The organism is Mesorhizobium sp. ANAO-SY3R2 (assembly GCF_042466635.1).
Classification (GTDB): Bacteria; Pseudomonadota; Alphaproteobacteria; order Rhizobiales; family Rhizobiaceae; genus Aminobacter.
Genome location: NZ_CP159955.1, coordinates 4,297,625 through 4,318,114 on the forward strand (window position 1 = coordinate 4,297,625; position 20,490 = coordinate 4,318,114).

The window sequence follows — 20,490 nt, forward strand, 5'->3', positions numbered from 1 at the left end:
AAGTAGGTTTGGAATCCTTGTCGCTTCGAAGCGTGAAGAGATCCGCGAAATGAAGATAGACTTGGATCTGGTCGTCGTTACCCACAACAGTGGGGCGGTTCTGCAGTCGTTTCTCAAGAGCGTTCCGAACCATGTGCGAACTATCGTAGTCGACAATGGCAGCTCGGACGACACGGTCGAGGTCGCGACCGCTGCCGGGGCGCGGGTCATCAGGGTGGGCGACAATGTGGGCTACGGCAGCGCCTGCAACATTGGTGCGGCTGCGGGAACGGCGTCGTTGGTGCTTTTCGTCAATCCCGATGTTCGATTCGAGGAAGGAGCCATCAAAGCGTTTGTTTCGGCTGCCGCGGCCCACCCGAACGCTGCTTTTAACCCGCGCATATACACCGGCTCGCGGCGGCGTTTCCGCAGGCGCTCGAGATTGCTGCCCGCATCGGAACATTGGCAGGGCGCAGCCCCCGATGACGACTGTGTCATACCGGTGCTCCATGGGGCATGCATCGTCTTGCGCCGCGAGCACTTCAACAAGGTGGGCGGGTTTGACGCTAAAATCTTCCTGTTCCACGAGGATGACGATCTCAGCATCAGGTTGCGCCAGGCCGGTGTCGAGCTCCGCCTCGCGGCCAAGGCGCTGATCGATCATGACGAGGGAAATTCCAGCGCACGCTCGTCGCAGTCCAGCAGGATCAAGGGCGAGGCCATGGGGCGGTCGCTGGTATATGTAATGCAAAAGCACGGTTTGCACCTCAATGTGCCGGCCGAGCGGCGGAGAACCTGGCTGAGATTTCTCTCGCCGCACGTACTCCTCCGCAATGCCAGGCGTTCCAAGCTGCTTGGCTTCCTGCATGGCTTGGGCCTCGGGCCGGCGGACCAATTTGGAAGCCGTTCATGAAGGCGCCTTCAGGTGCCCCCTGGCGTGACAAGCCGTCATGGTCGCGCAAGCTATGGGCGGCGTTGCGCCGCGCGGCGCGGAGTGGCTGGCAAGCGAACGCAACAAGCTGCCTCTACGATTGCTATGTCGACAATGCGCTGGGCCACTATCCGCAAGCCGAGTTTGTACCGATCGCCACCAATGCGCCGCCAGCAACCGACGTGCGGCTAATCGCCTACTATCTGCCGCAGTACCATCCGATACCGGAGAATGACGAATGGTGGGGCAAAGGCTTCACCGATTGGCGGAACGTGGCGCGTGCCTTCCCGGTCTTCGATGGCCACTACCAGCCGCGCCTGCCGGGCGAACTTGGCTACTACGACCTGCGCATTCCAGAAATCATGCGGCGGCAGGTGGATATCGCCAGGCTCTACGGCATTTCGGCCTTCTGCTTCCATTTTTACTGGTTCGGCGGGCGGCGCCTCCTCGAGGGACCGCTCGATCACTATCTCGAAACTGCCGATCTCGATCTGCCATTTTGTCTCTGCTGGGCCAACGAGACATGGTCGCGCCGGTGGTCAGGCCGCGAGCAGGATGTGCTGCTCGTCCAGCGGCATTCGGGCGAGGACGATATCGCGGTCATTCGCGGCCTGGACAAGTATTTCCGTGACCCGCGCTATCTCAGGATCGGCGGCAAGCCGGTCCTGACGATCTATCGCGCCGGCCTGTTTGTCGACCTCAAGGCAACGATCGCGCGCTGGCGCCGCGAAATGGAGCGGCTCGGCTATCCCGGGATCTACCTGATCGCAACCAGTGCCTTCGATTTTGCCGGTCATGAAGATTTCGGCTTCGACGCCCTGTCGGAGTTTCCGCCGCATGGCGTCCGAACGCCGGACATAGAAAGCAGCCTATCGGTGTCGCATATCAGGGTCGGCGGGCGCATCCGCAGTTACGCCGATGTCATGACGGCGGAAAAAGCCAAGCTGACCGGCAGTGGCGTGATCCACCCCGGCGTCATGCCATCATGGGATAACAGCGCACGCCGGCCGACCTCGGCGCAGATTTATCACGGATCAACGCCCGGGCTTTACGGGGAGTGGCTGACGCACGCCATGCGGCGGGCAAGAGCCAATCCAGCCGGCGAGCGGCTGGTTTTCATCAATGCCTGGAACGAATGGGGCGAAGGCGCCTATCTCGAACCGGACCTCAGATATGGATATGCCTATCTTGAGGCCAGCGCCGCCGCCATTCGCGACTATGCCGCTTCATCAGCCGGGGCTGCTTGAGCCGTACGCCACGCGCCACTCCATGTCCTGCGGCCGATCATCGCCAAAGGGAAACGGTTCCAGCCGGGTCGGCAAATCGTGGCATCAGCCCGCGAATGATGCGCGAAGCCTGGCGCCGCCATGGTCGATCGCCAGCCTTGCCTTGCCGATCAGTCCGACCATGCTGGCAAATCCATGCGAGACGCCGTGATATAGACGGGCATCGATGTCGACCCCGGCTGCGACAAGCGCGTCGCACAGCGCCTCGATCTCGTCGCGCAAGGGGTCGTACTCGGCAATCGCCACGGTCGTTTGCGGGAGGGTTGGCAGCGCCTTGGATCGTGCAATAGCTACCTTGGGGTCGCTCACGTCCGACGGCGAGCCGACATACTGGCGCCAGTACCAGCGCATCATCTCGGCGCTGAGGAAAGGTGTTGCCGGGAAACGGTCGTAGCTGGCACTCGTACCCGACGGGTCCAGGGCCGGGTAGAACACAAGCACGTGCTTGAGCGCGCGACGGGCCGCCGGCGATGCGTGCAGGGCTGCCGACAGCGCCAGATTGCCGCCGGCGCTGTCGCCCGCCAGCGCCAATCGCGCCGGGTCGCAGCCCAATGCCCCAGCGTTTGCGACGGCCCATTCCAGGCCCGAGAGAGCGTCATCGCAAGCGGCGGGAAACTGGTGTTCGGGGGCAAGCCGATAGTCGATCGAAAGTACCGCGCAATCGCCGGCCTTCGCCAACGCGCGACAGAAATTCTCGTGCGTATCAAGGGAGCACAGCACGAACCCGCCGCCGTGGAAGAAGACCAGAAGAGGAAGCTTCTCCTCCGTGCGGGGCCTATAGAGGCGCGCGCCAATCGGACCTTCGCCGCCGGGGACGATGATATCCTCCACCGTAGCCATCTCGGCCCGTTCGGTGGGCCAGGAGGCTGCATTGACGGCCGCGCGCAAGGCGGGAATGTCAACATTTGCAAGATCAAGCGGCGATCGCCTGGCAATCACCTCCGCCATCGCCATCAGGTCGGCATCAAGCATCATTCGATCGCCCACTGACATCTCCTCAGGCCAGGCTTGCTCTGTGTGATTGAGTTCCGGTTTCCTTGCCGGGCGCATCGTTCGAACGGGTAAGGCGCACCAGTGGAAGAAGGGCGCCCCCGCTCGATCGGCAACGCGGCCTAGGCTCACTGAAAACCTCTCACCCGATCGAACGATGAAAAACACGGCATCCGGGCCGAGACTTTGCTCATGCCGAGAAGGGCATTGTTCTGCAGCCGAGGAGCCTGCCAGTGAAGTTTTCCATGATCTACGAGGCGCAGATCGCCGAGACGCATCGCGAGGCCGAGCAGCAGGTTTTCCGCGAGATGGCCGAGCAGTGTGTGCATCTGGACAAGCACGGCTTTGACGGCGTGTGGTGTGTCGAACACCATGGCCTGACGCAATATTCGCACATGTCGGCACCCGAAACCTTCCTGGCCTATGTCGCGGGCCAGACAAAGAAGCTCGAGATCGGCCATGGGGTCGTCTGCTTGCCACCGGCCATGAACCATCCGATCAAGGTCGCCGAACGCGTTGCCTTGCTCGACATCCTCTCGGGCGGTCGCGTCAATTTCGGCGTAGGCAAGGGCGGCAGCCAGCAGGAGGCCGGCGCCTTCGGCTACCAACTCGCCGAACTCCAGCCGTTGATCGACGAGAGCATGTATCTGATCCCGCGCCTCTTCACCGAGGAGATCGTCGAGCATGACGGTCAATACATCAAGTTTCCGGCGCGCCCGGTGCATCCAAAGCCGATGCAGGATCCGCATCCGCGCATGTACATGGCCTGCACCCGTTGGGAAGCGGTGGTCACCGCCGGTTCGCGCGGCCTCGGCGCACTGGTCATGGGCTTTGGCGGGCCGGACGAGATCAAGGTCAAGAGCGACGCCTACCGCAAGGCCTTCGCCGAGAGAAAAGCCGAGGACCAGGTCGGCTACCGTCCGACCGAACACCTGTCGGCGCTCTGCCCGGCCATCGTCATGCGCGATCGTGAGACGGCGCGGCGCATCGGCCTGCGCGGCCAGCGCTTCTTCGCCGAGGCGTTGTCGCACTGGTACCAGGGCGGCCCCAAGCCCAGGGTCGACGACATGACCCCGGAAGAGCATCTCGCGGCGCTCGACAAGGTGCGCGAACACAAGTTCGCCAAGCTCGGCGAGGACAAGATCGCCTACAATCCCCAGGCCTACGGCTATCTCGGCGAAATCAACGACGCTTACGGCACGCCGGAAGACTGCATCCGCTATGTCGAGCGGCTGTTCGAGGCGGGCGCCGACGAGATCATGTTCCTGTCGCAGATGGGCACCGTACCGCATGAGGCGATCATGGAAACGATCGAACTGATCGGCAGCGAAGTGATCCCGCATTTCCGCGGCAAGAAGGTCCGCATTGCCGCGGCCGAATAGTGCCTGCCTTCGCCGGCGCCTGAGCGCGCCGGCCATTTAACCTTCCAGGAAATGCGGAAAGGCCGGCATCGCAAGTTGCCGGCCTTGCTGTCTTGCTGGGGATCTTCTGCGTTCGCGGGGCCTCACATGGCGAGATGGGCGCCGACATAGCGGGCGTCCGCATAGATCAGTGGCTCGATCGTACCGAACAGCGCAACATCAGTGACCCGGCCGACAAACACGCCATGGGTGCCATAGTAGAACTCGCCGTCATTGGCGCAGAAGATGTTGGCCTGCGCATCGCCCAGATAGGGAATGCTGTCGCGCTCGCGCCAATCGCCTTCGGCAAAGCGTGCCTCGCCCTTGACCTGGCCGCCACAGCGCAGCGCCAAGGGTTCGTGATTGCGTGCCAGTATGTTGACGCAGAACGGGGATTTGGCCTGGAAAGCCGTGAAGATCGAGGCGGTACGGTTGACGCAGGCGAGCAGGGAAGGCGGGTCCATGCTGAGGCTGTCGACGGCCGTTGCTGCCATGGCCAGGCGCTGCCCTTCAAATCGCGTGGTGAGGATCACCACCGACTTCGCCAGCCGGCGCATTGCCGCCTTGGTGCCAATTGCCAGGTCGTTCGCAACTCCGGACATTTAGCGCTCCCCCTGCCGACGTCCCAGTCAGTGACAGGATCATCGCATCCGGTGGCGATTTCGGCATCGTTCGAACGGGCGAGCTAGCTGAGTTCATCGACGGAACGCAGCAAAAGGCGCACGAGCCCGCTTTGCCGCGTCACGCCCGTTTTGGAAAACACCATCCGCAGATGGGCCTTGGCGGTGTTCTTGGTAATCCCGAGCGTGACGCTGGCATCGTCGAGATCGAGCCCTTGCCCCATCAGAGCGGCCAGTTCCGCCTCCGCCGGCGTCAACCCGAACAGGCGGACCAGCACCGATGGCTGCGGCGCGACCGTGCTGCCGGCGTCGGCGATGATGACCAGTGCGGCACCACGCAACGGCGCATGCAGCTTGGAGGATTGCGGGGCCGGCCGAACGACGAGACCAAGCGCCTCACCGCTCGAACGACGGATCGAAAAGGCCCGCGAGCCCGCGACAGCCGCGTCACTTGCCTCCGCAATCTCGGCCACCGCGGCCGCGAACTCGCCGCTCGGACCCGCCTCGTCCAGCAGGCGCAACCGACCGCGATCGTTCTTCAGAACGTCCTTTTCGGCGAGGATCGCCTCCGCCTGGGGCGTCGCCTGAATGATGCGGCAGTCGCGGTCGACGATGATGGCGCCCACTGCAAGTCGCCCGAGCGCGCTGGCGAAAAGCTCGCGCTCGGCCTCGAGCGTGTTGAGCCGCAAGAACAGGCTCATGGCCTCAGTCAGATGCGGCAGGAGCCGCTGGAACGTGTTCCGCTCTACGGCGCCGAAATTGTCCCGGCCCAGCACCCGGGTCGCGCGCATGCGCACCCTCGCGCCAGATGCCTCCAATATGTCGGCGCCCAGCACATGCATCCAGCCGGAGCCGGTCATGAAGCCGGTCATGAACTCCGAGCGTGAAATGACCTCTTCGCTGACGTGCTCGGCCAGCGTCGTGACCTTGCCCGGCGGCAGGTCGATGAACGGATCCTCGGTATAGAGCGCATTGTAGCGCGCAACCCGCGCTTCGGACGCTGCACCCGAATAGATGGCGCCGGGCCTGTCCCGGCGCTGGCGTTCGATGATGAGCGTGCTGCTTTCGGCGTCGACCGCCACGCGCAATGCCTTGAGGAAGCTGCCGAACGGCCTTGCTTCGTTGATCCCCGCGTAGATCAGCTCGACCAGCCGGTCGTGGTCCGGCCTGCCAGCGGGAGATTCAACCTGAGCGTCCAGCGCTTCAGTGCGCATAGGGCCCGGCATGGCACGCGGTGGCGTCGATCATGGCAACGACCCGCTTTGGGTGCGTGGCCGAATCCGGTTGCGGGGCGCTGCTCATGTCGTAGCTCCAAGCCTCGTCGACCAAAGTCGCGCGCACACGAATACACGTTGCCCGAAACTTTAGGTCGTTTGTCATCGGCTTCATGGTCCTTTCGGACGATGTTGCAACCGCTGCGAAGCAGCTTGCAGTCCTTTCTGCTCGGATGTTTTCGCTGTCGTCATGCACGGCCAGGCGACGCGTCATGGAATTCGGCAAATTCGAACCCATATCTTTGTATATGGAGCTTTGAGCGTGGAAATCGCGCGTGTGGCCCTTCTTGTTGCGGCGCTTGTCGCCGCTGCGGCCTTTTCTCCCTCTTCCTCGATCGGAGAGCAGAGCGGCCGAGCGAAGCTGGCGTTGACTGTCGACATCGACGGCGCCATCGGTCCGGCCAGCGCAAGGCAGTTGAAGGAAGGCTTGGCCACTGCCGTAGAGCGCAATGCCGAAGTCGTCATTCTCGAGTTGAACACGCCGGGCGGGCTGGTCACCTCGATGCGCGAGATGATCGCCGATATCCTGGCGTCCCCCATTCCCGTCATCGGCTATGTCGCGCCCTCGGGTGCCCATGCGGCAAGTGCCGGCACCTACATCCTCTATTCGACCCATCTGGCTGCGATGGCGCCGGGCACCAATCTGGGTGCGGCGACACCAATCGAAATCGGCGCGCCGGCTCCCCCCTTGCCCGGTGGCGACAAGGACGAGGGCAAGGACCAGAAGACGGCGGCGCCTGCCGGCGATGCCATGACGGCGAAGGTGACCAATGACGCGGTTGCCCTCATCCGCTCGTTGGCCGAATTGCGCGGACGCAATGCCGACTGGGCCGAACAGGCTGTGCGCGAGGCGGCCAGCCTGTCGGCCAGCGCTGCGCTGCAGCAGCACGTCATCGAGATCATCGCGCGCGACCCCGCCGACCTGCTGCAGCAGGCGAATGGGCGCACGGTCGAGGTGGCCGGCCAGAAGAAGGTGCTGGCAACGAATGACCTTGCGGTCGAAACCCTGGAGCCCGGCTGGCTGATCCGGCTGCTCTCCATCATCACCGATCCGAATGTCGCCGTCATGCTGATGCTGGTTGGTGTCTACGGCCTGGTCTTCGAGTTTTCGAGCCCCGGCATGGTGGCGCCGGGCGTCGTCGGCACCCTGGCCCTGTTGCTCGGGCTCTATGCGCTCGATCTCTTGCCGATCAACTATGCCGGCCTTGCGCTCATGCTGCTCGGCATTGCCTTCCTGGTCATGGAGGCCTTCAACCCGACCGTCGTGCTCGGGCTCGGTGGCGTCGTTGCGTTCCTGCTGGGGGCAGCGATGCTGCTCAAGGTCGAGGGCCCGGGATTTGAAATGTCGTGGGCCGTCATCGGCATTGCCGCCGCCCTGACCCTGGGGCTGGCGCTCGCCTCGGGCAGCTATCTGTGGGCCGTGCGCAAGAAGCCCCCGCGCGTCGGCGCACGGGCCATGAACGGCTTGCCGGTCGAGATCATCGACTGGTCGGGCAACGAGGGCCATGTCTTCACCCAGGGCGAGCGCTGGCGGGCGACGGCCGACGAGCCCCTTGCACCCGGAGACAGCGCCGAGGTGGCCGGCATCAAGGACCTGGTGCTGACGATCCGACGCCGGCGGACGGCCAAGCCAAGCGATGGAGGACCGCAATGATCATTGCCTATGTGGCCTATCTGGCACTCGCCGCCGTCATTGCCCTGTTCCTGTCGGCAACCATCCGGATCCTCAGGGAATATGAGCGCGGCGTGGTCTTCACGCTCGGCCGCTTCACCGGTGTGAAGGGGCCGGGGCTGATCATCCTCATACCCTTCGTCCAGCAGATGGTCAGGGTCGATCTGCGCGTGGTGGTGCAGGACGTGCCGCCGCAGGACGTCATCTCGCGCGACAACGTCTCGGTGAAGGTCAACGCGGTGCTCTACTTCCGCATCGTCGACCCCGAGCGCGCGATCATCAAGGTCGAAGACTACATGGCGGCCACCAGCCAGCTGGCGCAGACCACGGTGCGCTCGGTGCTGGGCAAGCATGAACTCGACGAGATGCTGGCGGAACGCGACAAGCTCAATGCCGCCATCCAGGAGATCCTCGATCAGCAGACCGACGCCTGGGGCATCAAGGTGACCAATGTCGAGATCAAGCATGTCGATCTCAACGAGAGCATGATCCGGGCGATTGCCAAGCAGGCCGAGGCCGAACGGCTGCGCCGCGCCAAGGTGATCAATGCCGACGGCGAGCAGCAGGCGGCGCAAAAGCTGGTCGAGGCGGGCCGGATGCTGGCCAAGGAGCCGCAGGCGATGCAGTTGCGCTATTTCGAGGCGCTGCACGACATATCTGGCGAACGCTCGTCGACGGTGGTCTTTCCGCTGCCGATCGACCTGCTTGGTCTGTTCGCCAAGGCGTCCGGCGACGCGAAGTGAGAATATTTTGCCGGCCTGACCCTACAAGCGTGTCCGATATAGGCTTTCGGCAAGGCGAGCTGTTCACCGACCAATCGCCCTTTTCGTCATCAGGCGGGCCAAGCCCGTTCAGCGTCTTTGCGATGTCCGAACCGGTCCGACGCGATTTGATGGCGAAGTAGGGCATGCAGCTTGGAGAAGAACAAATCGCTGCAAATGCAATACGGTAAAGGCAAGGATGGCGGGCCGAGAACGACGAAACGGAGAACCACATCCGCGCCATAGCCCTCCATGAGCCTCCTAGATAGAGCTACGAGCAAATGACTCAAAATGGTGGTCGGCGGACCTCTGGTTATTCGCCACACCGACAATGCGGCGCACAGGTCTTGCCCAATCTCACTTACGCGCAACGGCGGTTCAAGCTATTCTGAAGAACCTGGAATGGAGATTTTGCTGCATGGCGAAGCTCGTCTTTGGAATGAACCAGTCCCTGGATGGCTACGTCGACTACCAGGAATTTGCGCCTGGTCCCGCGCTCTTCCGTCACTGGATACAGCAAGTGCGCGGCCTGACCGGCAGCGTGTACGGTCGCCGGATATACGAGGTCATGCGCTATTGGGATGAGGACAGTCCTGAGTGGGACGCCGATCAACGCGAGTTCGCGACGGCATGGCGGAGCCAACCGAAGTGGGTCGTGTCGCGCACGTTGAAGTCAGTCGGTCCCAACGCCACTCTTGTCGAGGATGACCTCGAGGCGGTGATACGTGAGCTGAAGGCTCAGCGCGTTGGGGAGATTGCCGTTTCCGGACCAGACTTGGCACGAAGCCTGACCGACCTTGATCTTATTGATGAGTATCGGCTCTACCTTCACCCCGTCGTGCTTGGTCGCGGCAAGCCATTCTTCGCCGGCCCCCGGCCGCCGCTTCGCCTTGTGGCCAGCGATCTGGTTGGCGAGGACGTGATTAGGTTGACGTACGTTCCTGCCTAATCACGCAACTCGCAGGCAGGATCGCACCGACACGGCAGGTCCGCTTTGGGTCGTAAGCTGCCCTTGTTGCGTTGAACCAGCTTTGGGGCCGGTCAAGAGATATCGGGCAATAGCGCAAAGCGGAGGTTCACCATGCAGCTTGGTGGAGTGCGGCAATATCGGACTATGGGGGGCAACCGGCGGCGATGGCGGAGAGGGAGGCTACTGGGTTGCCTAGTCGTGACTATTTGCTAGTAGCCAACTTGTTGATATTTAAGGATTTTGCCTAATCCAGAATAGGCAAATCGTCTGCGGAAGGCTTCAAAACGGTTGGTCACGACAGGACAACCAACCGCAAAGGACGCTCCGCCATGGCATCCAAAAACGACACTCTTAACCGCGAACTGCGCACCCGTATCAAGGCTGGACAGGCCAATCTTTGGAACCACGGCAGCGGGCTTTGCTTCGCCCTGGCGAAAAATGGGCGGGCCGAATGGGTCTTCCGCTTCACATTCGGCGGCAAACGCCGCGTGATGACGCTGCAACCCTTTCGGGACACGATCAGCGATGCGGAATTCAAAAAGCTGGAACTGCGCGCCATTGAATTGCGCAATCAGGTGAAAGACGGCATCGATCCGCTCGCGCAACGCCAAACCAATGGCAGCGTCCCGACGACTTCAGGTGAGACATTCCGCTCAGTGGCGGAAGCCTACATCTCGACGCAACGTGCCGGATGGAAAAACGAGAAACATGCGGATCAGTGGGAAAGCACGCTGACGGACTTCGTGTATCCGCATATAGGCTCTAAGAAACCGTCTGAAATCGGAATAGATGACGTGCTGCGCGTGTTGCAGCAGCCGCATAGGAAGCGGAACAGTGGAAAGGCTGCGCCGTTGTGGGAGGCCGTGCCGGAAACGGCAAGCCGCGTCCGAATGCGTATTGAGAAGATAATCAGCGCGGCAAAATCGAAAGGCGTCGGTAGCGCGGACCGTGATATTCGGGCGCTTTGGGCTGGTCACACAAATCCTGCTATCTGGAAAGATGGGCTGGAACATTGGCTCGCAAAGAACAAAGCTGCTTCGTCGCATTTTGCAGCACTGCCATACCGGGACGTGCCAGAGATTGTCGCGGAATTACTGCCAAAGTTCGATTTCAGTGCGGGCTGCGGCCTTTCTGAGCAGGGCCTTGAGTTTGGAGAACGCCATCTCGATTGGGTTGAAGTCTGGTGAATAGGGCGGCAGGAAGAGGAGTCGCGCGCCTGCCTTCTCGATCGCCTCGCGCACGCCGCTGATCTTGTGTGCCGGCAGATTGTCCATGACCGCGACATCGCCGGGCCGAAGCTCTGGCGCAAGGATCTGCTCGGCATAGGCCAGGAAGGTATTGCCGTTCATCGGACCATCGAGAAGCATCGGCGCGGCGAGACCGTTCAGTCGCAGCCCGGCGGTGAAGGTGGTGGTCTTCCAATGCCCATGAGGGACAGCCGCTCGGCATCGCTCGCCGCGTCTGGCCCGCCCGCGCAGCCGCGCCATCTTCGTGGACGCGGCGGTCTCGTCGATGAAGGTCAACGTCTCGGGGTCGAGATCGAGTTGGCCCTCGAACCAGGCTCTGCGGCCACGCAGAATGTCGGGACGTTGCTGCTCTGAGGCATGCGCCGTCTTTTTTTGAACGTGACGCCGCGCCTATCGAGGAACACCCAGACCGTCGACGGAACCACCCGCACGCCGTGCTCGCCGGCCAGTCGTTCGGCAATCTCGGCAAGGGTGGTATCCGGCGTCGCCTCGATCAGGCCAAGAATGAACACCTCATGCGGATCGAGCTTCGAACGTGACGGCTGGCCCTGCTTGCGGGCCGTCTTCTCGCCCGTCTGGCGATAGCGGCGATACCAGTTGCCCGCCGTTGAGATCCCGACCCGGAAACGCCGTGCCGCCTCCCGCGTCGACAGCCCTTCCTCGGCTGCCACAATCACTCGCCCGCGAAAGTCCGCGCTCAGGCTGCGTGTCATCGTCACTCTCCCCGCAAATCACGAGGTTCAATGAATCAGATACAGCCTATCGCAGGAATCCCAAATCCGACTCCGAGTTCAGCGAAATTGCTCTAGCGATAAAAGGCGCGCCATAGTCGCCGCAACTTACCTCCAAGCTCGATCCTCTGTATACTCTCAGCCGGTGGAACCGCCGGCTGAATGACGCGTGGTCCACGCTGGTTCGGACCTATCTGTCGAGTAGCTAGGAGGCTCCCATGAACAGCGTGATCGTACTTGTCGGCCGCATTTTGTTGTCGGCCATCTTCATCCTGTCTGGGTTTGGCAAGCTGACCGATATTTCCGGCACCGCCGCCTACTTCGCCATGTTCCACCTGCCTGCAACCACGCTTGTGGCCGTGGGCGCGGGTCTGATTGAGTTGTTCGGCGGGCTTGCCATTCTCGTCGGCTTCCAAACCCGGACCGCCGCCTGGGTACTGGCGCTGTTTTCGATTGCAAGCGCGCTGATAGCGCACATGAACTGGGCCGACACGATGCAGTTGATAAATTTCGAGAAAAACCTTGCCATAGCCGGCGGCTTTCTACTGCTTGCCATTTACGGCCCAGGCGCGCTTTCGGTCGACGCGCTCCGCGGTGTGAAGCGAACAACCGCTTGACCAAAGTTGCGCTTAAAGCGCCAGCGGCGGCCTCATGTGCGGCCGCTACACACGACCAAGCTTGCTTGTCTGCCCACCTGCCGAAAGGCGGGGCTTTTGTCGTTTGGTGAACTCGTCCCTGCGAAGCAGCTTACTGTTTTTCCCTTGCGGGAAGCCAGCGCGCGGTCTTGACCTTTCAACTGCGTGCACAAAATCTAGTTTCGGCTGAATTCAATTTTCGCCGTCACAACCGGCATCCCGGTCTTTGGCAGTCGTTCAATTGTGACAATGCGCATATGCCCTGGTCCTGTGCTCGCCACCTGCATTCTTGCAACACGCGCACCGGAGCCTCTGTCTGGCCATCTAATTTGAAGGTTGAGGGTGTTTCCCGAACGGGTACCATCCAAGCGAGCAGCACCGCGGATCGAGCCAACATATGAGCCGGTGTAGCGCGCTCCGTTGGCATGCAAATCGACTCCGATGCGCCGAGACAAGATGATTTTTGCCTGGCAGGTGCCCGCTAGACTGATGGCAGCGCCTTTTGCATGAGAATTTAGGCTGCAGGAGACGGGAAGCGGCATCGCATCCGGTTTTAGTCTTATCTGACCTGATCCATGCCAATTGCCTGAAAGGGATGCGAGAAAAACTTTCTCTCCGACATTGGCTGATGCGGCGAGGGTAAACACAGCCAAAGGCAGAGCAATAATTGTCTTGGCCATCTTGTTGCCAAAAGGCCGAAGAGGCTCCAGCTTTGGAGGGCAGTCAATCATTGCGTCTTAGCCGAATGCGAAGCGTGTCCCGGTATAGGAGCGCAGCAGCTTGTTGGGTATCTCGCCTTTCGCAATCTCAAAAAACGGTTCGCCCGAGCAATGCAGAGGAATGATGTAATCGACATCGATGTCCTTGAGCGTGGCGATTGTTTCCCGAACATATTCCTCCTTGTAGGGAGCAAGGTGGAATCCGCCGATGACAGCATGAACCTTGCTGATGCCCGACGCCAACTGAGCCTGCTTGATGGTGTTGATCACACCTCGGTGACTGCATGACGTCAAAATGATCAGGCCGCGCCCCTTCAGATTGAACACGGTGGCAATTTCATGCCGAAACTGGTCGGGGATAACCGATTTCGTCCGTTCGTCCTCGGCAAGCTTTTCAGCGTAGCAGCCCATGCCGCGTTCCACGCCGATCCTCATCGATGTGGGTGACAGCAGCTTTTCGAAGCTCATTTGGCCAATTTGCCCGGTCGTGAAAGCATGATCCGCAACAAGCGAAGGTTCCTTCGCAAACCTTACCGTCAGGGCAGCCTCTTCCAACGCACTACGGTCCAATGCGCCAAAATCGCCATGGACTGGCGGTGCCGTCCACTCGCGCGAGCAAAATGCCTCCTCGCCGCCGATGTAAATGGGCAGCCCATCTTTCAACCGGCCTTTGTTTTGTTCCAGGAAACCGGCGAGGCCACCGAAATGATCGTAGTGACCGTGGCTCAACACGAGAGCATCAAGCTCCGACGAATTGATGCCCATAAGGCCGGAGTTGTTGAGCAAGGCGTCTGGCGTGAAGCCAAAATCGACCAAGACATTTCGCGTCTCGTCACCGTGTTGCGACATGGCATGCATCGAGAGGCCGAACTCGCTTACCAGCGTCTTGCCGGGCGGCCTGCCATCAGCGATACCCCAACCGAAATGCCGTATGTCGACATTCGCGACAGTACGGCTGGGTGTGACCGCGAATTGATAGTTGTCGACGACCACGCTTACCGTGAGGCGGTCGATCTCGGGAACAGCACCTGAGATAGCAATAGCCGAGGCGGGTTTTGAGCTACCGATCAACGCCGTCACCACGGCGCTGAACAGGGCAGCGCCACCACAGCACAGGAAGTCGCGCCGATCAAACGGCTCGCACTTGTAAACTGACATGTAGCATCCCTCCCATAACCTAGCCGTTGCGCCCGCAAGACGCACGGATGCAATAAAGAGAAGGCCAAAGGGATAGCGCGCGACATTCTACAGCGCCTCGGTTGCCGTGGCCAGCATCAGACGATGATTGCGCTGCTGGCGGTTCCCCGGTCACGAAAGGAGCAATCATGATCGCCGAACCTGCATGGTGCCGAAGGGGATGGGACGACTGAAGCGTCAGCCCGTCGTCTCAACCGAGGCGGCGGGCCTGTTCGTTTGAAGACCCAGCCGCACCCGTCGCTGCGTTGGCGCTGGCGACAACGATCCGGCCAACAAGGACAGTTCGCTTGGAGAAGCCACGCAACTGCCGTAAGGAAGGTTAAGGTGTGTTCCACTGCCGTCCGGCAGACCCATGTCGCAACCAAAGCAGGCCATGCACGAGATCGAGGGACATCAAAGGCGCACGACCGGCATTCTGTCGGTCATTCTGCTTTTTTGTGTCGCATCGATCGCGATCCTATTTGGTCCCTTGGCCAGTGGGATGCCTTGGACGTCATCGCAGTCCAGGGCTTCCGTGGACAGCGTGGACCGCCATACCGCCCCCGACCTCCCGAGACGTCCGTTCGTTGTCGCAGACTCGGGGACTTTCAAGGCAGTGCCGACGCATGATGACGGCAAGCCAAAGGGCGCATTGGTTCCCACCGGCGTTGGGTTCGCAGAGACCTATTGCGCTGTGCAGTGTCCCGCCTTCAGCCTCCGGGCGGTCAGCCCTGAAGCGCCCCATGACTATGGTGCCCGCGCGCCCCCTGCATCATCTGATCTTTCCTGACCGCTGCGGCCCCGGCCGCAGCTTTGAAATATCGGCCTTCGCTCCAGCGCCCTGACGCCTGGGCTTGGCTATCATAGGATCAGAAATATGCGAACGTCCCGATGGGTGGTGGTGACTTACACCATCATCATTTTGGCCGGCATCATTGCCGCGCTACCAAATATCCTTACGCACCAGCAACTGGCAGCGCTGCCGGACTGGTTTCCCAAAAAACAGGTCACGCTTGGCCTCGATCTCCAGGGCGGATCGCATCTGGTTCTTGAAGTGGATGCGAAATCGCTGAAGGCTGATCGTCTGCGCTCTTTGCTGGACGACGTGCGCGGCACCCTGCGCAAGGAACGCATCAACGCGCAAACGGCGCGCCTCGTCGACGACGCTATCGTGGTCAACATCGACGACGAAGCGCAGCGCGCCAAGGCGCTGTCGACCCTGAAGGCTCTGGCTGTCCCGGTCAGTGGGCTAGGCCTTGGCACCGGCATGCCCGACATCGAGGTCAACCAGCTCGACAATCAGATCAAGGTCGGACTCACCGAAGCTGGTATGCGCGACAAGCTCGACGCAGCGCTTCAGCAGAGTCTCGAGATCGTTCGACAGCGCGTCGATCAGGTCGGCGTTGCCGAACCGACGATCCAGCGCGTCGGCAGCGATCGCATGCTGGTGCAGCTTCCGGGCCTCCAGGACCCGACGCGCCTGCGTCAGTTGTTGGGCAGTACGGCCAAGATGACTTTCCACATGGTCGCCAACGTCGCCAATGGCGAACCGCTGCCACGCGGCGTCACCATGCTGCCCGACGCCAAGACGGGCGGGCAATACCCGATCGAGGACCGCGTCGCGCTGGATGGCGCGCGCCTCACCGATGCGCGCGCCAACTTCGATCCGCGCACTCAGGAGCCGCTGGTTTCCTTCCGCTTCGACAGCGTCGGGGCGCGCCAGTTCGCCGAGATCACCGCTGCCAATGTCGGCAAGCCCTTCGCCATCGTGCTCGACGGCAAGGTGCTGTCGGCACCCGTCATACGCGAGCCGATCACCGGCGGGTCGGGCCAGATCAGTGGCAATTTCAGCGTCGAGGAGACGGCAACCCTTTCAGCGCTCCTGCGCGCCGGCGCGCTGCCGGCACCGCTGACCGTCATCGAAGAGCGCACCGTCGGCCCGGATCTCGGTGGCGACGTGATCAAGATGGGCATCTATACCGGCATCGCCGGCTTCCTGGCGGTCGTCCTGTTCATGGTGGCGCTCTACGGCATGTGGGGCATGATCGCCAATTTCGCGCTGCTCCTGCACCTCATCCTGACCTTCGGCGTCCTGACCCTGATCGGCGGAACGCTGACGCTGCCGGGCATTGCCGGGATCATCCTTGGTATCGGATTCGGCGTCGACGCAAACATCCTGATCAACGAGCGGATCAGGGAGGAGTCGAAGAAGGGGCTGAGTGCGTTTGCGGCCCTGGATAACGGCTTCAAACGGGCCTATTCGACCATTGTCGATGCCAACGTCACCTCGCTCATCGCCACCAGCCTTCTGTTCATGTTCGGCTCGGGTCCAGTGCGCGGCTTTGCCATCACTATGTTCCTCGGCACCTGCCTGTCGATGTTCACCGCGGTTGCGGTCGTGCGCATCCTGATGACCGAGGTTGTGCGCCGCCGGCGGCTGAAGACCATCAGGATCGAACCGCTTGTCCAGTTCTTCCCGGAGAAGACATCGATCTCCTTCATGAAGGCCCGCTACCTCGGCATCGGCATGTCTATCCTGCTGTCGCTCGCCTCGATCGGCCTGTTCTTCAAGCCGGGCCTCAACTATGGCATCGACTTCAAGGGCGGCATCCAGGTCGAGATCACCACTTCGCAGCCAGCCGATCTGGCGCAGCTGCGCGGCACGCTCGGTGGGCTCGGTATCGGCGAGGTTGCGCTTCAGCAAATCGGAGGCGACAGCAACGTGCTGATCCGTGTGCAGCGGCAGGACGGTGGCGAAGCCGAACAAACCGCGGCGGTCAACACCGTCAAGGAAGCGGTGCAGAAGCTCGATCCCGGCGTGAAATTCGATCGCACCGAGGTCGTCGGTCCCAAGGTCAGTGGCGAACTGGCGCGCTCCGGCGTCTTTGCGGTGGTCCTCGCCGCGCTTGCCATGCTGGTCTACATCTGGTGGCGTTTCGAGTGGAACTTCGCGATCGGCGCCATCGCCACGCTTGTGCTCGACACCACCAAGATGGTCGGCGTCTTTGCGCTGTTCGGGCTCGACTTCAACCTGACGGCCATCGCAGCCCTGCTGACGATCATCGGCTACTCGGTAAACGACAAGGTCGTAGTCTATGACCGCATGCGCGAGAATTTGCGCCTGTACAAGAAGATGCCGCTTCGCGAGCTGATCGACATGAGCATCAACCAGGTGTTTGCGCGCTGCATCTATACCTCGGCGGCGATCCTGCTCTCGATGTTGCCAATGGCGATCTGGGGCGGCAGCGCCGTCGAGAATTTCGCCTTTCCGATGGTGGTGGGCGTCATCATCGCGACCACGTCGTCGATCTTCATTGCCGCTCCTATCCTGCTGCTGCTCGGTGACTGGTGGCAACACCGCAAGGTCGAGCACGGAGAAGGTGCCCCGGCAAGTGTTGCCCAGTGATGAGAACCCATACCGGGCAGCCTTTGCGGCTGCCCGGCACTCCTCCGTGGAATAGTGGTCGCAGCTCACCCCGGGGCAGTACGGGATTGAAGGCATGCTCGGAACTGACGGTTCGGCCGTATTCGCCGGCAGCAGCGCGGCATGCCTCGCTTCGACGTCCGCGACTGGCTGGAAAGGGGCGGGCATCTGCCTGTGGGGACGAGTATAGAGCCCCTGCAAGCCGTTCGTATTAACTCCATTGAGGACGCTGTCCGCCACCTGGCGTCATCGCCGAGATGCTGATAGTGACGGCATCGCGTGTGAGCCTTACCGTCGCTGGTAAAATCTCACCCTCACACCCGTTCAGCCGGCGTTGCGGTCACCTGGCTGCACCGGAACGGCTGACCGCCGCAAACACCGTTTCCCTTTCCCGAACGGACGCTTTCGCCGCGGTGGATCGCGCCAACCGGTGAAAGGCGAGCCCCAAATTGTACCTGCCACATTGTTGTTCTAGTCTAGCGAACGAGGTCTTCGTACCGTCTGCTTGCGCATTCTATCGACGGGAAGCCGCCAGTCCGCTTCCGGCCCCTTTATGCTCCTAACGCATTAGCTTCACTGTCCAGGACCTCCGTCGGCTATTTTGCGCGATAGCACTTGATGCTGCCAATATTTCGCTCCACATCGGTCGGCATGGCGGAGGAGACAAGCAACCGGCGTCGGGACTCGCTGTGGGCCTTGCCCGCATCGCTGATCCTGCATGGGCTGCTCATCGCGGCGCTGGTGGGCTACAGAGAAGCCCGAGGAGCCGAAGCAGCCGCCTGTGGCGGAAACTGAGCCGTCCAAGCCGGCCCAGATCGAGGTTTTGAAGCCGGTTTTCCGCTTCGCCGACAAGGATGCCGGCTCCGGCAAATCCCCTGAGGAGGGAGGCGCCCAGACGCCTTCGCCGGCGACGGGTGACGGTTCGAAGCCGCCTGCCGAGGAGCGGCTGGATGCAACCGCAGACGCCGAAAAGCAGGTGGACGTGGCCAAGGATGCCCAACCCGCCCACAATGCGGCGAACGAGGCAACCGCGACCCAGGACGCGGGCAAGCAGGACAAGGACAAGCAAGAGGGCCTCGCTGAAGGTGCCGACCAGCAGACATCAGCAGCTCCGGGCAGCGATGGCGAGCTGGCGCTTCCCGCCCTAGCCAAGGTGCCCGAGCCCAGGCCCGCGGCCGCGCCGAAGCCGAGCCGTTCGGAGGTTCCTAAGCCCGGAGGCGGGAGCAGGGCGCCAAGTCCGGAGAATGCGGACATTGCCGCATCGCAGCCCTATTCGGGATTGCCTGGGGTCCGACGGCCCCAATCCCAAGGCGGCGATGCCTTGTCCACGACCGCGATGGCCGTCGTGCCACGCGACAAGCGGGCCGCCCAACTCTGCGCCAGCGCGTTGCAGCAGCAGTTGCTACAGGCTTCCTATTCCCCCGACCTGGTGCCGCTCGTGCCGCTGAAACGCGGCAATGTCCTCGACGTTCCGGAGGCTGCCTTCCGCACACGGACCGCATGGCATGCCCTGAGCTACCGCTGCGAGGTCGACGCCGACGCCACCACGATCCTGTCGCTGTCCTTCCGCGTCGGCGCGACGATCCCGCGCGACCAATGGGGGCGTCTCGGACTCCCTGCAAACGACTAGGTTGGCAGAAAAGTGGATCCCGATGGACCCGCGCATTATCAAGCATGTCGAGCGTCAGCACATCGGTTCGAAAATTGCAGCTATGACAGGTGCAGGACACGGGCTGCGTCCGACGCTCGACCAGCCTCTAGCGACCGGCATAAATCGTGATGCGGTGCGCGCTACCGTCGAACGCGAAATCGCGGCGATGGATTGTGATCTTGAGGCTATCGAGGACGGTGGGCGCGCCCTGGCCGGCGCGCTCGGCTTTTGTGCCGCGTTGTCTGGGCAGGATGCGGCATCGCTGCTCGATCGGGTTGCGGCGGAATGAGCACGGCGCAACCTGTCGGGCCGCAAAAATTGCCGGGAAGCATTTGGCTCCCGGCATCAGCAACGGCAATTTCAACTGGCGATTTGCTGCGGCTCACCGGATGGAGTCGGCAATTGCTGAATTTGTACCGGCAGCGCTACGGCCTCGCGCGCGCTGAACGAATTGGTGGTCGATGGCAAATGCGGACGGGCGATGTTGCCCGGTTCTTCGCAGACAATGGAACAACGGTGAACTGGCTATGAATGCGCCAGAATTCCCTATCTCTAGCGGCGCTCCGCAAAGGAACGAGAAAGGCCATTTCCTACCCGGACAGGGTGGCCGCAAGCCGGGCTCACGCAATCTGGTTCCGCGAGAAACAATGTTGCAACTTCAAGCGATGCGCGGAATTGCAATTGCTGAATTGCAAAAGCTCGTTTTGAGCGGAGATATGCGCGCAATAACCTACGTCCTTGACCGGCTAGTAGCCAAGCAACGCACTGTGGAGCTTCCAGACACTAGCCCCGCTACGGTCGCCGAAATGCTCGCAAGCGGGGAACTGTCGCCCGATGAGGCGCGCGATATAGCGGCGACAATTAAGAGCCTGCGCGAAATTGAAGACCTTGAACAGTTGCGGGCAAAATTAATCGAGCTAGAGGCAATCGGCACCGATGGCGCTAAACGCTGAAAAACGAAAGCTGGCGTCTTTGTTCGCCTTGGCACGCCCGCGTGACAGCATCGGCGCACGAATTGCGGAAC

Annotated in this window: 18 protein-coding genes and 1 pseudogene; 13 read left to right on the top strand and 6 right to left on the bottom strand. The window is 61.7% G+C overall.

What is annotated here, in order from left to right; genetic code table 11:
- Nucleotides 1-61 precede the first annotated feature (61 nt).
- Both ABSY17_RS25435 and ABSY17_RS25440 read left to right on the top strand, forming a co-directional pair.
- Nucleotides 62-892 (top strand): glycosyltransferase family 2 protein, encoded by an 831-nt coding sequence (locus tag ABSY17_RS25435; RefSeq protein WP_378947194.1) that lies wholly within the window; start codon nucleotides 62-64, stop codon nucleotides 890-892.
- Nucleotides 889-2,157 (top strand): glycoside hydrolase family 99-like domain-containing protein, encoded by a 1,269-nt coding sequence (locus tag ABSY17_RS25440; protein ID WP_378947197.1) that lies wholly within the window; start codon nucleotides 889-891, stop codon nucleotides 2,155-2,157. Before ABSY17_RS25435 ends, ABSY17_RS25440 begins: the two co-directional genes overlap by 4 nt.
- A gap of 84 nt (nucleotides 2,158-2,241) precedes the next feature.
- Here the strand turns inward: ABSY17_RS25440 and ABSY17_RS25445 are convergent, their stop codons facing one another.
- Nucleotides 2,242-3,183, bottom strand: coding sequence for an alpha/beta hydrolase (locus ABSY17_RS25445; protein WP_378947200.1), 942 nt, complete (start codon nucleotides 3,181-3,183; stop codon nucleotides 2,242-2,244).
- A 236-nt stretch (nucleotides 3,184-3,419) separates the two neighbouring features.
- Here ABSY17_RS25445 and ABSY17_RS25450 point away from each other — a divergent pair, with 236 nt between their 5' ends.
- Nucleotides 3,420-4,568, top strand: a complete 1,149-nt coding sequence (locus tag ABSY17_RS25450; RefSeq protein ID WP_378947203.1) for an LLM class flavin-dependent oxidoreductase — start codon at nucleotides 3,420-3,422, stop codon at nucleotides 4,566-4,568.
- Nucleotides 4,569-4,690: 122 nt separating this feature from the next.
- Here ABSY17_RS25450 and ABSY17_RS25455 read toward each other — a convergent pair whose 3' ends face one another.
- A complete protein-coding gene (locus ABSY17_RS25455) occupies nucleotides 4,691-5,188 on the bottom strand; it encodes a flavin reductase family protein (RefSeq protein ID WP_378947206.1) in 498 nt (165 codons plus the stop codon).
- Between the two features lie 83 nt (nucleotides 5,189-5,271).
- Nucleotides 5,272-6,420, bottom strand: coding sequence for a helix-turn-helix transcriptional regulator (locus ABSY17_RS25460; protein ID WP_378947208.1), 1,149 nt, complete (start codon nucleotides 6,418-6,420; stop codon nucleotides 5,272-5,274).
- Nucleotides 6,421-6,742: 322 nt separating this feature from the next.
- On the opposite strand from ABSY17_RS25460, the gene ABSY17_RS25465 reads away from it, so the two are divergent.
- From ABSY17_RS25465 to ABSY17_RS25480, 4 genes are all read left to right on the top strand, one after another.
- The gene (locus tag ABSY17_RS25465; protein WP_378947211.1) at nucleotides 6,743-8,134 is read left to right on the top strand and encodes a nodulation protein NfeD; all 1,392 of its coding nucleotides are present in this window, start codon (nucleotides 6,743-6,745) and stop codon (nucleotides 8,132-8,134) included.
- Nucleotides 8,131-8,895, top strand: a complete 765-nt coding sequence (locus ABSY17_RS25470) for a slipin family protein (RefSeq protein ID WP_378947213.1) — start codon at nucleotides 8,131-8,133, stop codon at nucleotides 8,893-8,895. The genes ABSY17_RS25465 and ABSY17_RS25470 overlap by 4 nt, the downstream gene beginning before the upstream one ends.
- Before the next feature lie 436 nt (nucleotides 8,896-9,331).
- A complete protein-coding gene (locus ABSY17_RS25475; protein WP_378947216.1) occupies nucleotides 9,332-9,862 on the top strand; it encodes a dihydrofolate reductase family protein in 531 nt (176 codons plus the stop codon).
- Nucleotides 9,863-10,212: 350 nt separating this feature from the next.
- Entirely contained in the window at nucleotides 10,213-11,070 is an 858-nt protein-coding gene (locus ABSY17_RS25480) for a tyrosine-type recombinase/integrase (RefSeq protein ID WP_378947219.1), read from the top strand.
- Here ABSY17_RS25480 and ABSY17_RS25485 read toward each other — a convergent pair.
- Nucleotides 10,981-11,843: pseudogene (locus ABSY17_RS25485) on the bottom strand (IS630 family transposase); the annotation flags it as partial. The gene ABSY17_RS25480 and the pseudogene ABSY17_RS25485 sit on opposite strands and share 90 nt — an antisense overlap.
- A gap of 236 nt (nucleotides 11,844-12,079) precedes the next feature.
- Here ABSY17_RS25485 and ABSY17_RS25490 point away from each other — a divergent pair.
- Entirely contained in the window at nucleotides 12,080-12,478 is a 399-nt protein-coding gene (locus tag ABSY17_RS25490) for a DoxX family protein (RefSeq protein WP_378947222.1), read from the top strand.
- A gap of 194 nt (nucleotides 12,479-12,672) precedes the next feature.
- On the opposite strand, the gene ABSY17_RS25495 is transcribed toward ABSY17_RS25490, so the two are convergent.
- On the bottom strand, nucleotides 12,673-13,176 hold the full coding sequence (locus ABSY17_RS25495; RefSeq protein ID WP_378947225.1) for a hypothetical protein: 504 nt from the start codon (nucleotides 13,174-13,176) through the stop codon (nucleotides 12,673-12,675).
- 57 nt (nucleotides 13,177-13,233) lie between these two features.
- Nucleotides 13,234-14,373, bottom strand: coding sequence for an MBL fold metallo-hydrolase (locus ABSY17_RS25500; RefSeq protein ID WP_378947228.1), 1,140 nt, complete (start codon nucleotides 14,371-14,373; stop codon nucleotides 13,234-13,236).
- An 895-nt stretch (nucleotides 14,374-15,268) separates the two neighbouring features.
- Here ABSY17_RS25500 and secD point away from each other — a divergent pair.
- The 5 genes from secD (at nucleotide 15,269) to ABSY17_RS25525 (ending at nucleotide 20,419) form a co-directional block, all read left to right on the top strand.
- Complete coding sequence (gene secD / locus ABSY17_RS25505; RefSeq protein ID WP_378947231.1) at nucleotides 15,269-17,797, top strand: protein translocase subunit SecD; 2,529 nt, start codon at nucleotides 15,269-15,271, stop codon at nucleotides 17,795-17,797.
- Between the two features lie 238 nt (nucleotides 17,798-18,035).
- The gene (locus tag ABSY17_RS25510) at nucleotides 18,036-18,119 is read left to right on the top strand and encodes an excalibur calcium-binding domain-containing protein (protein WP_378953018.1); all 84 of its coding nucleotides are present in this window, start codon (nucleotides 18,036-18,038) and stop codon (nucleotides 18,117-18,119) included.
- Between the two features lie 477 nt (nucleotides 18,120-18,596).
- A complete protein-coding gene (locus ABSY17_RS25515; RefSeq protein ID WP_378947234.1) occupies nucleotides 18,597-19,445 on the top strand; it encodes a DUF930 domain-containing protein in 849 nt (282 codons plus the stop codon).
- A 22-nt stretch (nucleotides 19,446-19,467) separates the two neighbouring features.
- Entirely contained in the window at nucleotides 19,468-19,755 is a 288-nt protein-coding gene (locus tag ABSY17_RS25520; RefSeq protein WP_378947237.1) for a hypothetical protein, read from the top strand.
- Between the two features lie 358 nt (nucleotides 19,756-20,113).
- The gene (locus tag ABSY17_RS25525) at nucleotides 20,114-20,419 is read left to right on the top strand and encodes a hypothetical protein (RefSeq protein WP_378947240.1); all 306 of its coding nucleotides are present in this window, start codon (nucleotides 20,114-20,116) and stop codon (nucleotides 20,417-20,419) included.
- The last annotated feature ends 71 nt before the right edge of the window (nucleotides 20,420-20,490 follow it).

What these genes read in the sequence shown, in the direction of transcription:
- ABSY17_RS25500 (WP_378947228.1), bottom strand. Translation starts at nt 14,373, where the DNA reads ATGTCAGTTTACAAGTGCGAGCCGTTTGATCGGCGCGACTTCCTGTGC.
- ABSY17_RS25495 (WP_378947225.1), bottom strand. Translation starts at nt 13,176, where the DNA reads ATGGCCAAGACAATTATTGCTCTGCCTTTGGCTGTGTTTACCCTCGCC.
- ABSY17_RS25480 (WP_378947219.1), top strand. Translation starts at nt 10,213, where the DNA reads ATGGCATCCAAAAACGACACTCTTAACCGCGAACTGCGCACCCGTATC.
- ABSY17_RS25440 (WP_378947197.1), top strand. Translation starts at nt 889, where the DNA reads ATGAAGGCGCCTTCAGGTGCCCCCTGGCGTGACAAGCCGTCATGGTCG.
- ABSY17_RS25520 (WP_378947237.1), top strand. Translation starts at nt 19,468, where the DNA reads ATGGACCCGCGCATTATCAAGCATGTCGAGCGTCAGCACATCGGTTCG.
- ABSY17_RS25525 (WP_378947240.1), top strand. Translation starts at nt 20,114, where the DNA reads ATGTTGCAACTTCAAGCGATGCGCGGAATTGCAATTGCTGAATTGCAA.
- secD (WP_378947231.1), top strand. Translation starts at nt 15,269, where the DNA reads ATGCGAACGTCCCGATGGGTGGTGGTGACTTACACCATCATCATTTTG.
- ABSY17_RS25460 (WP_378947208.1), bottom strand. Translation starts at nt 6,420, where the DNA reads ATGCGCACTGAAGCGCTGGACGCTCAGGTTGAATCTCCCGCTGGCAGG.
- ABSY17_RS25490 (WP_378947222.1), top strand. Translation starts at nt 12,080, where the DNA reads ATGAACAGCGTGATCGTACTTGTCGGCCGCATTTTGTTGTCGGCCATC.
- ABSY17_RS25455 (WP_378947206.1), bottom strand. Translation starts at nt 5,188, where the DNA reads ATGTCCGGAGTTGCGAACGACCTGGCAATTGGCACCAAGGCGGCAATG.
- ABSY17_RS25470 (WP_378947213.1), top strand. Translation starts at nt 8,131, where the DNA reads ATGATCATTGCCTATGTGGCCTATCTGGCACTCGCCGCCGTCATTGCC.
- ABSY17_RS25475 (WP_378947216.1), top strand. Translation starts at nt 9,332, where the DNA reads ATGGCGAAGCTCGTCTTTGGAATGAACCAGTCCCTGGATGGCTACGTC.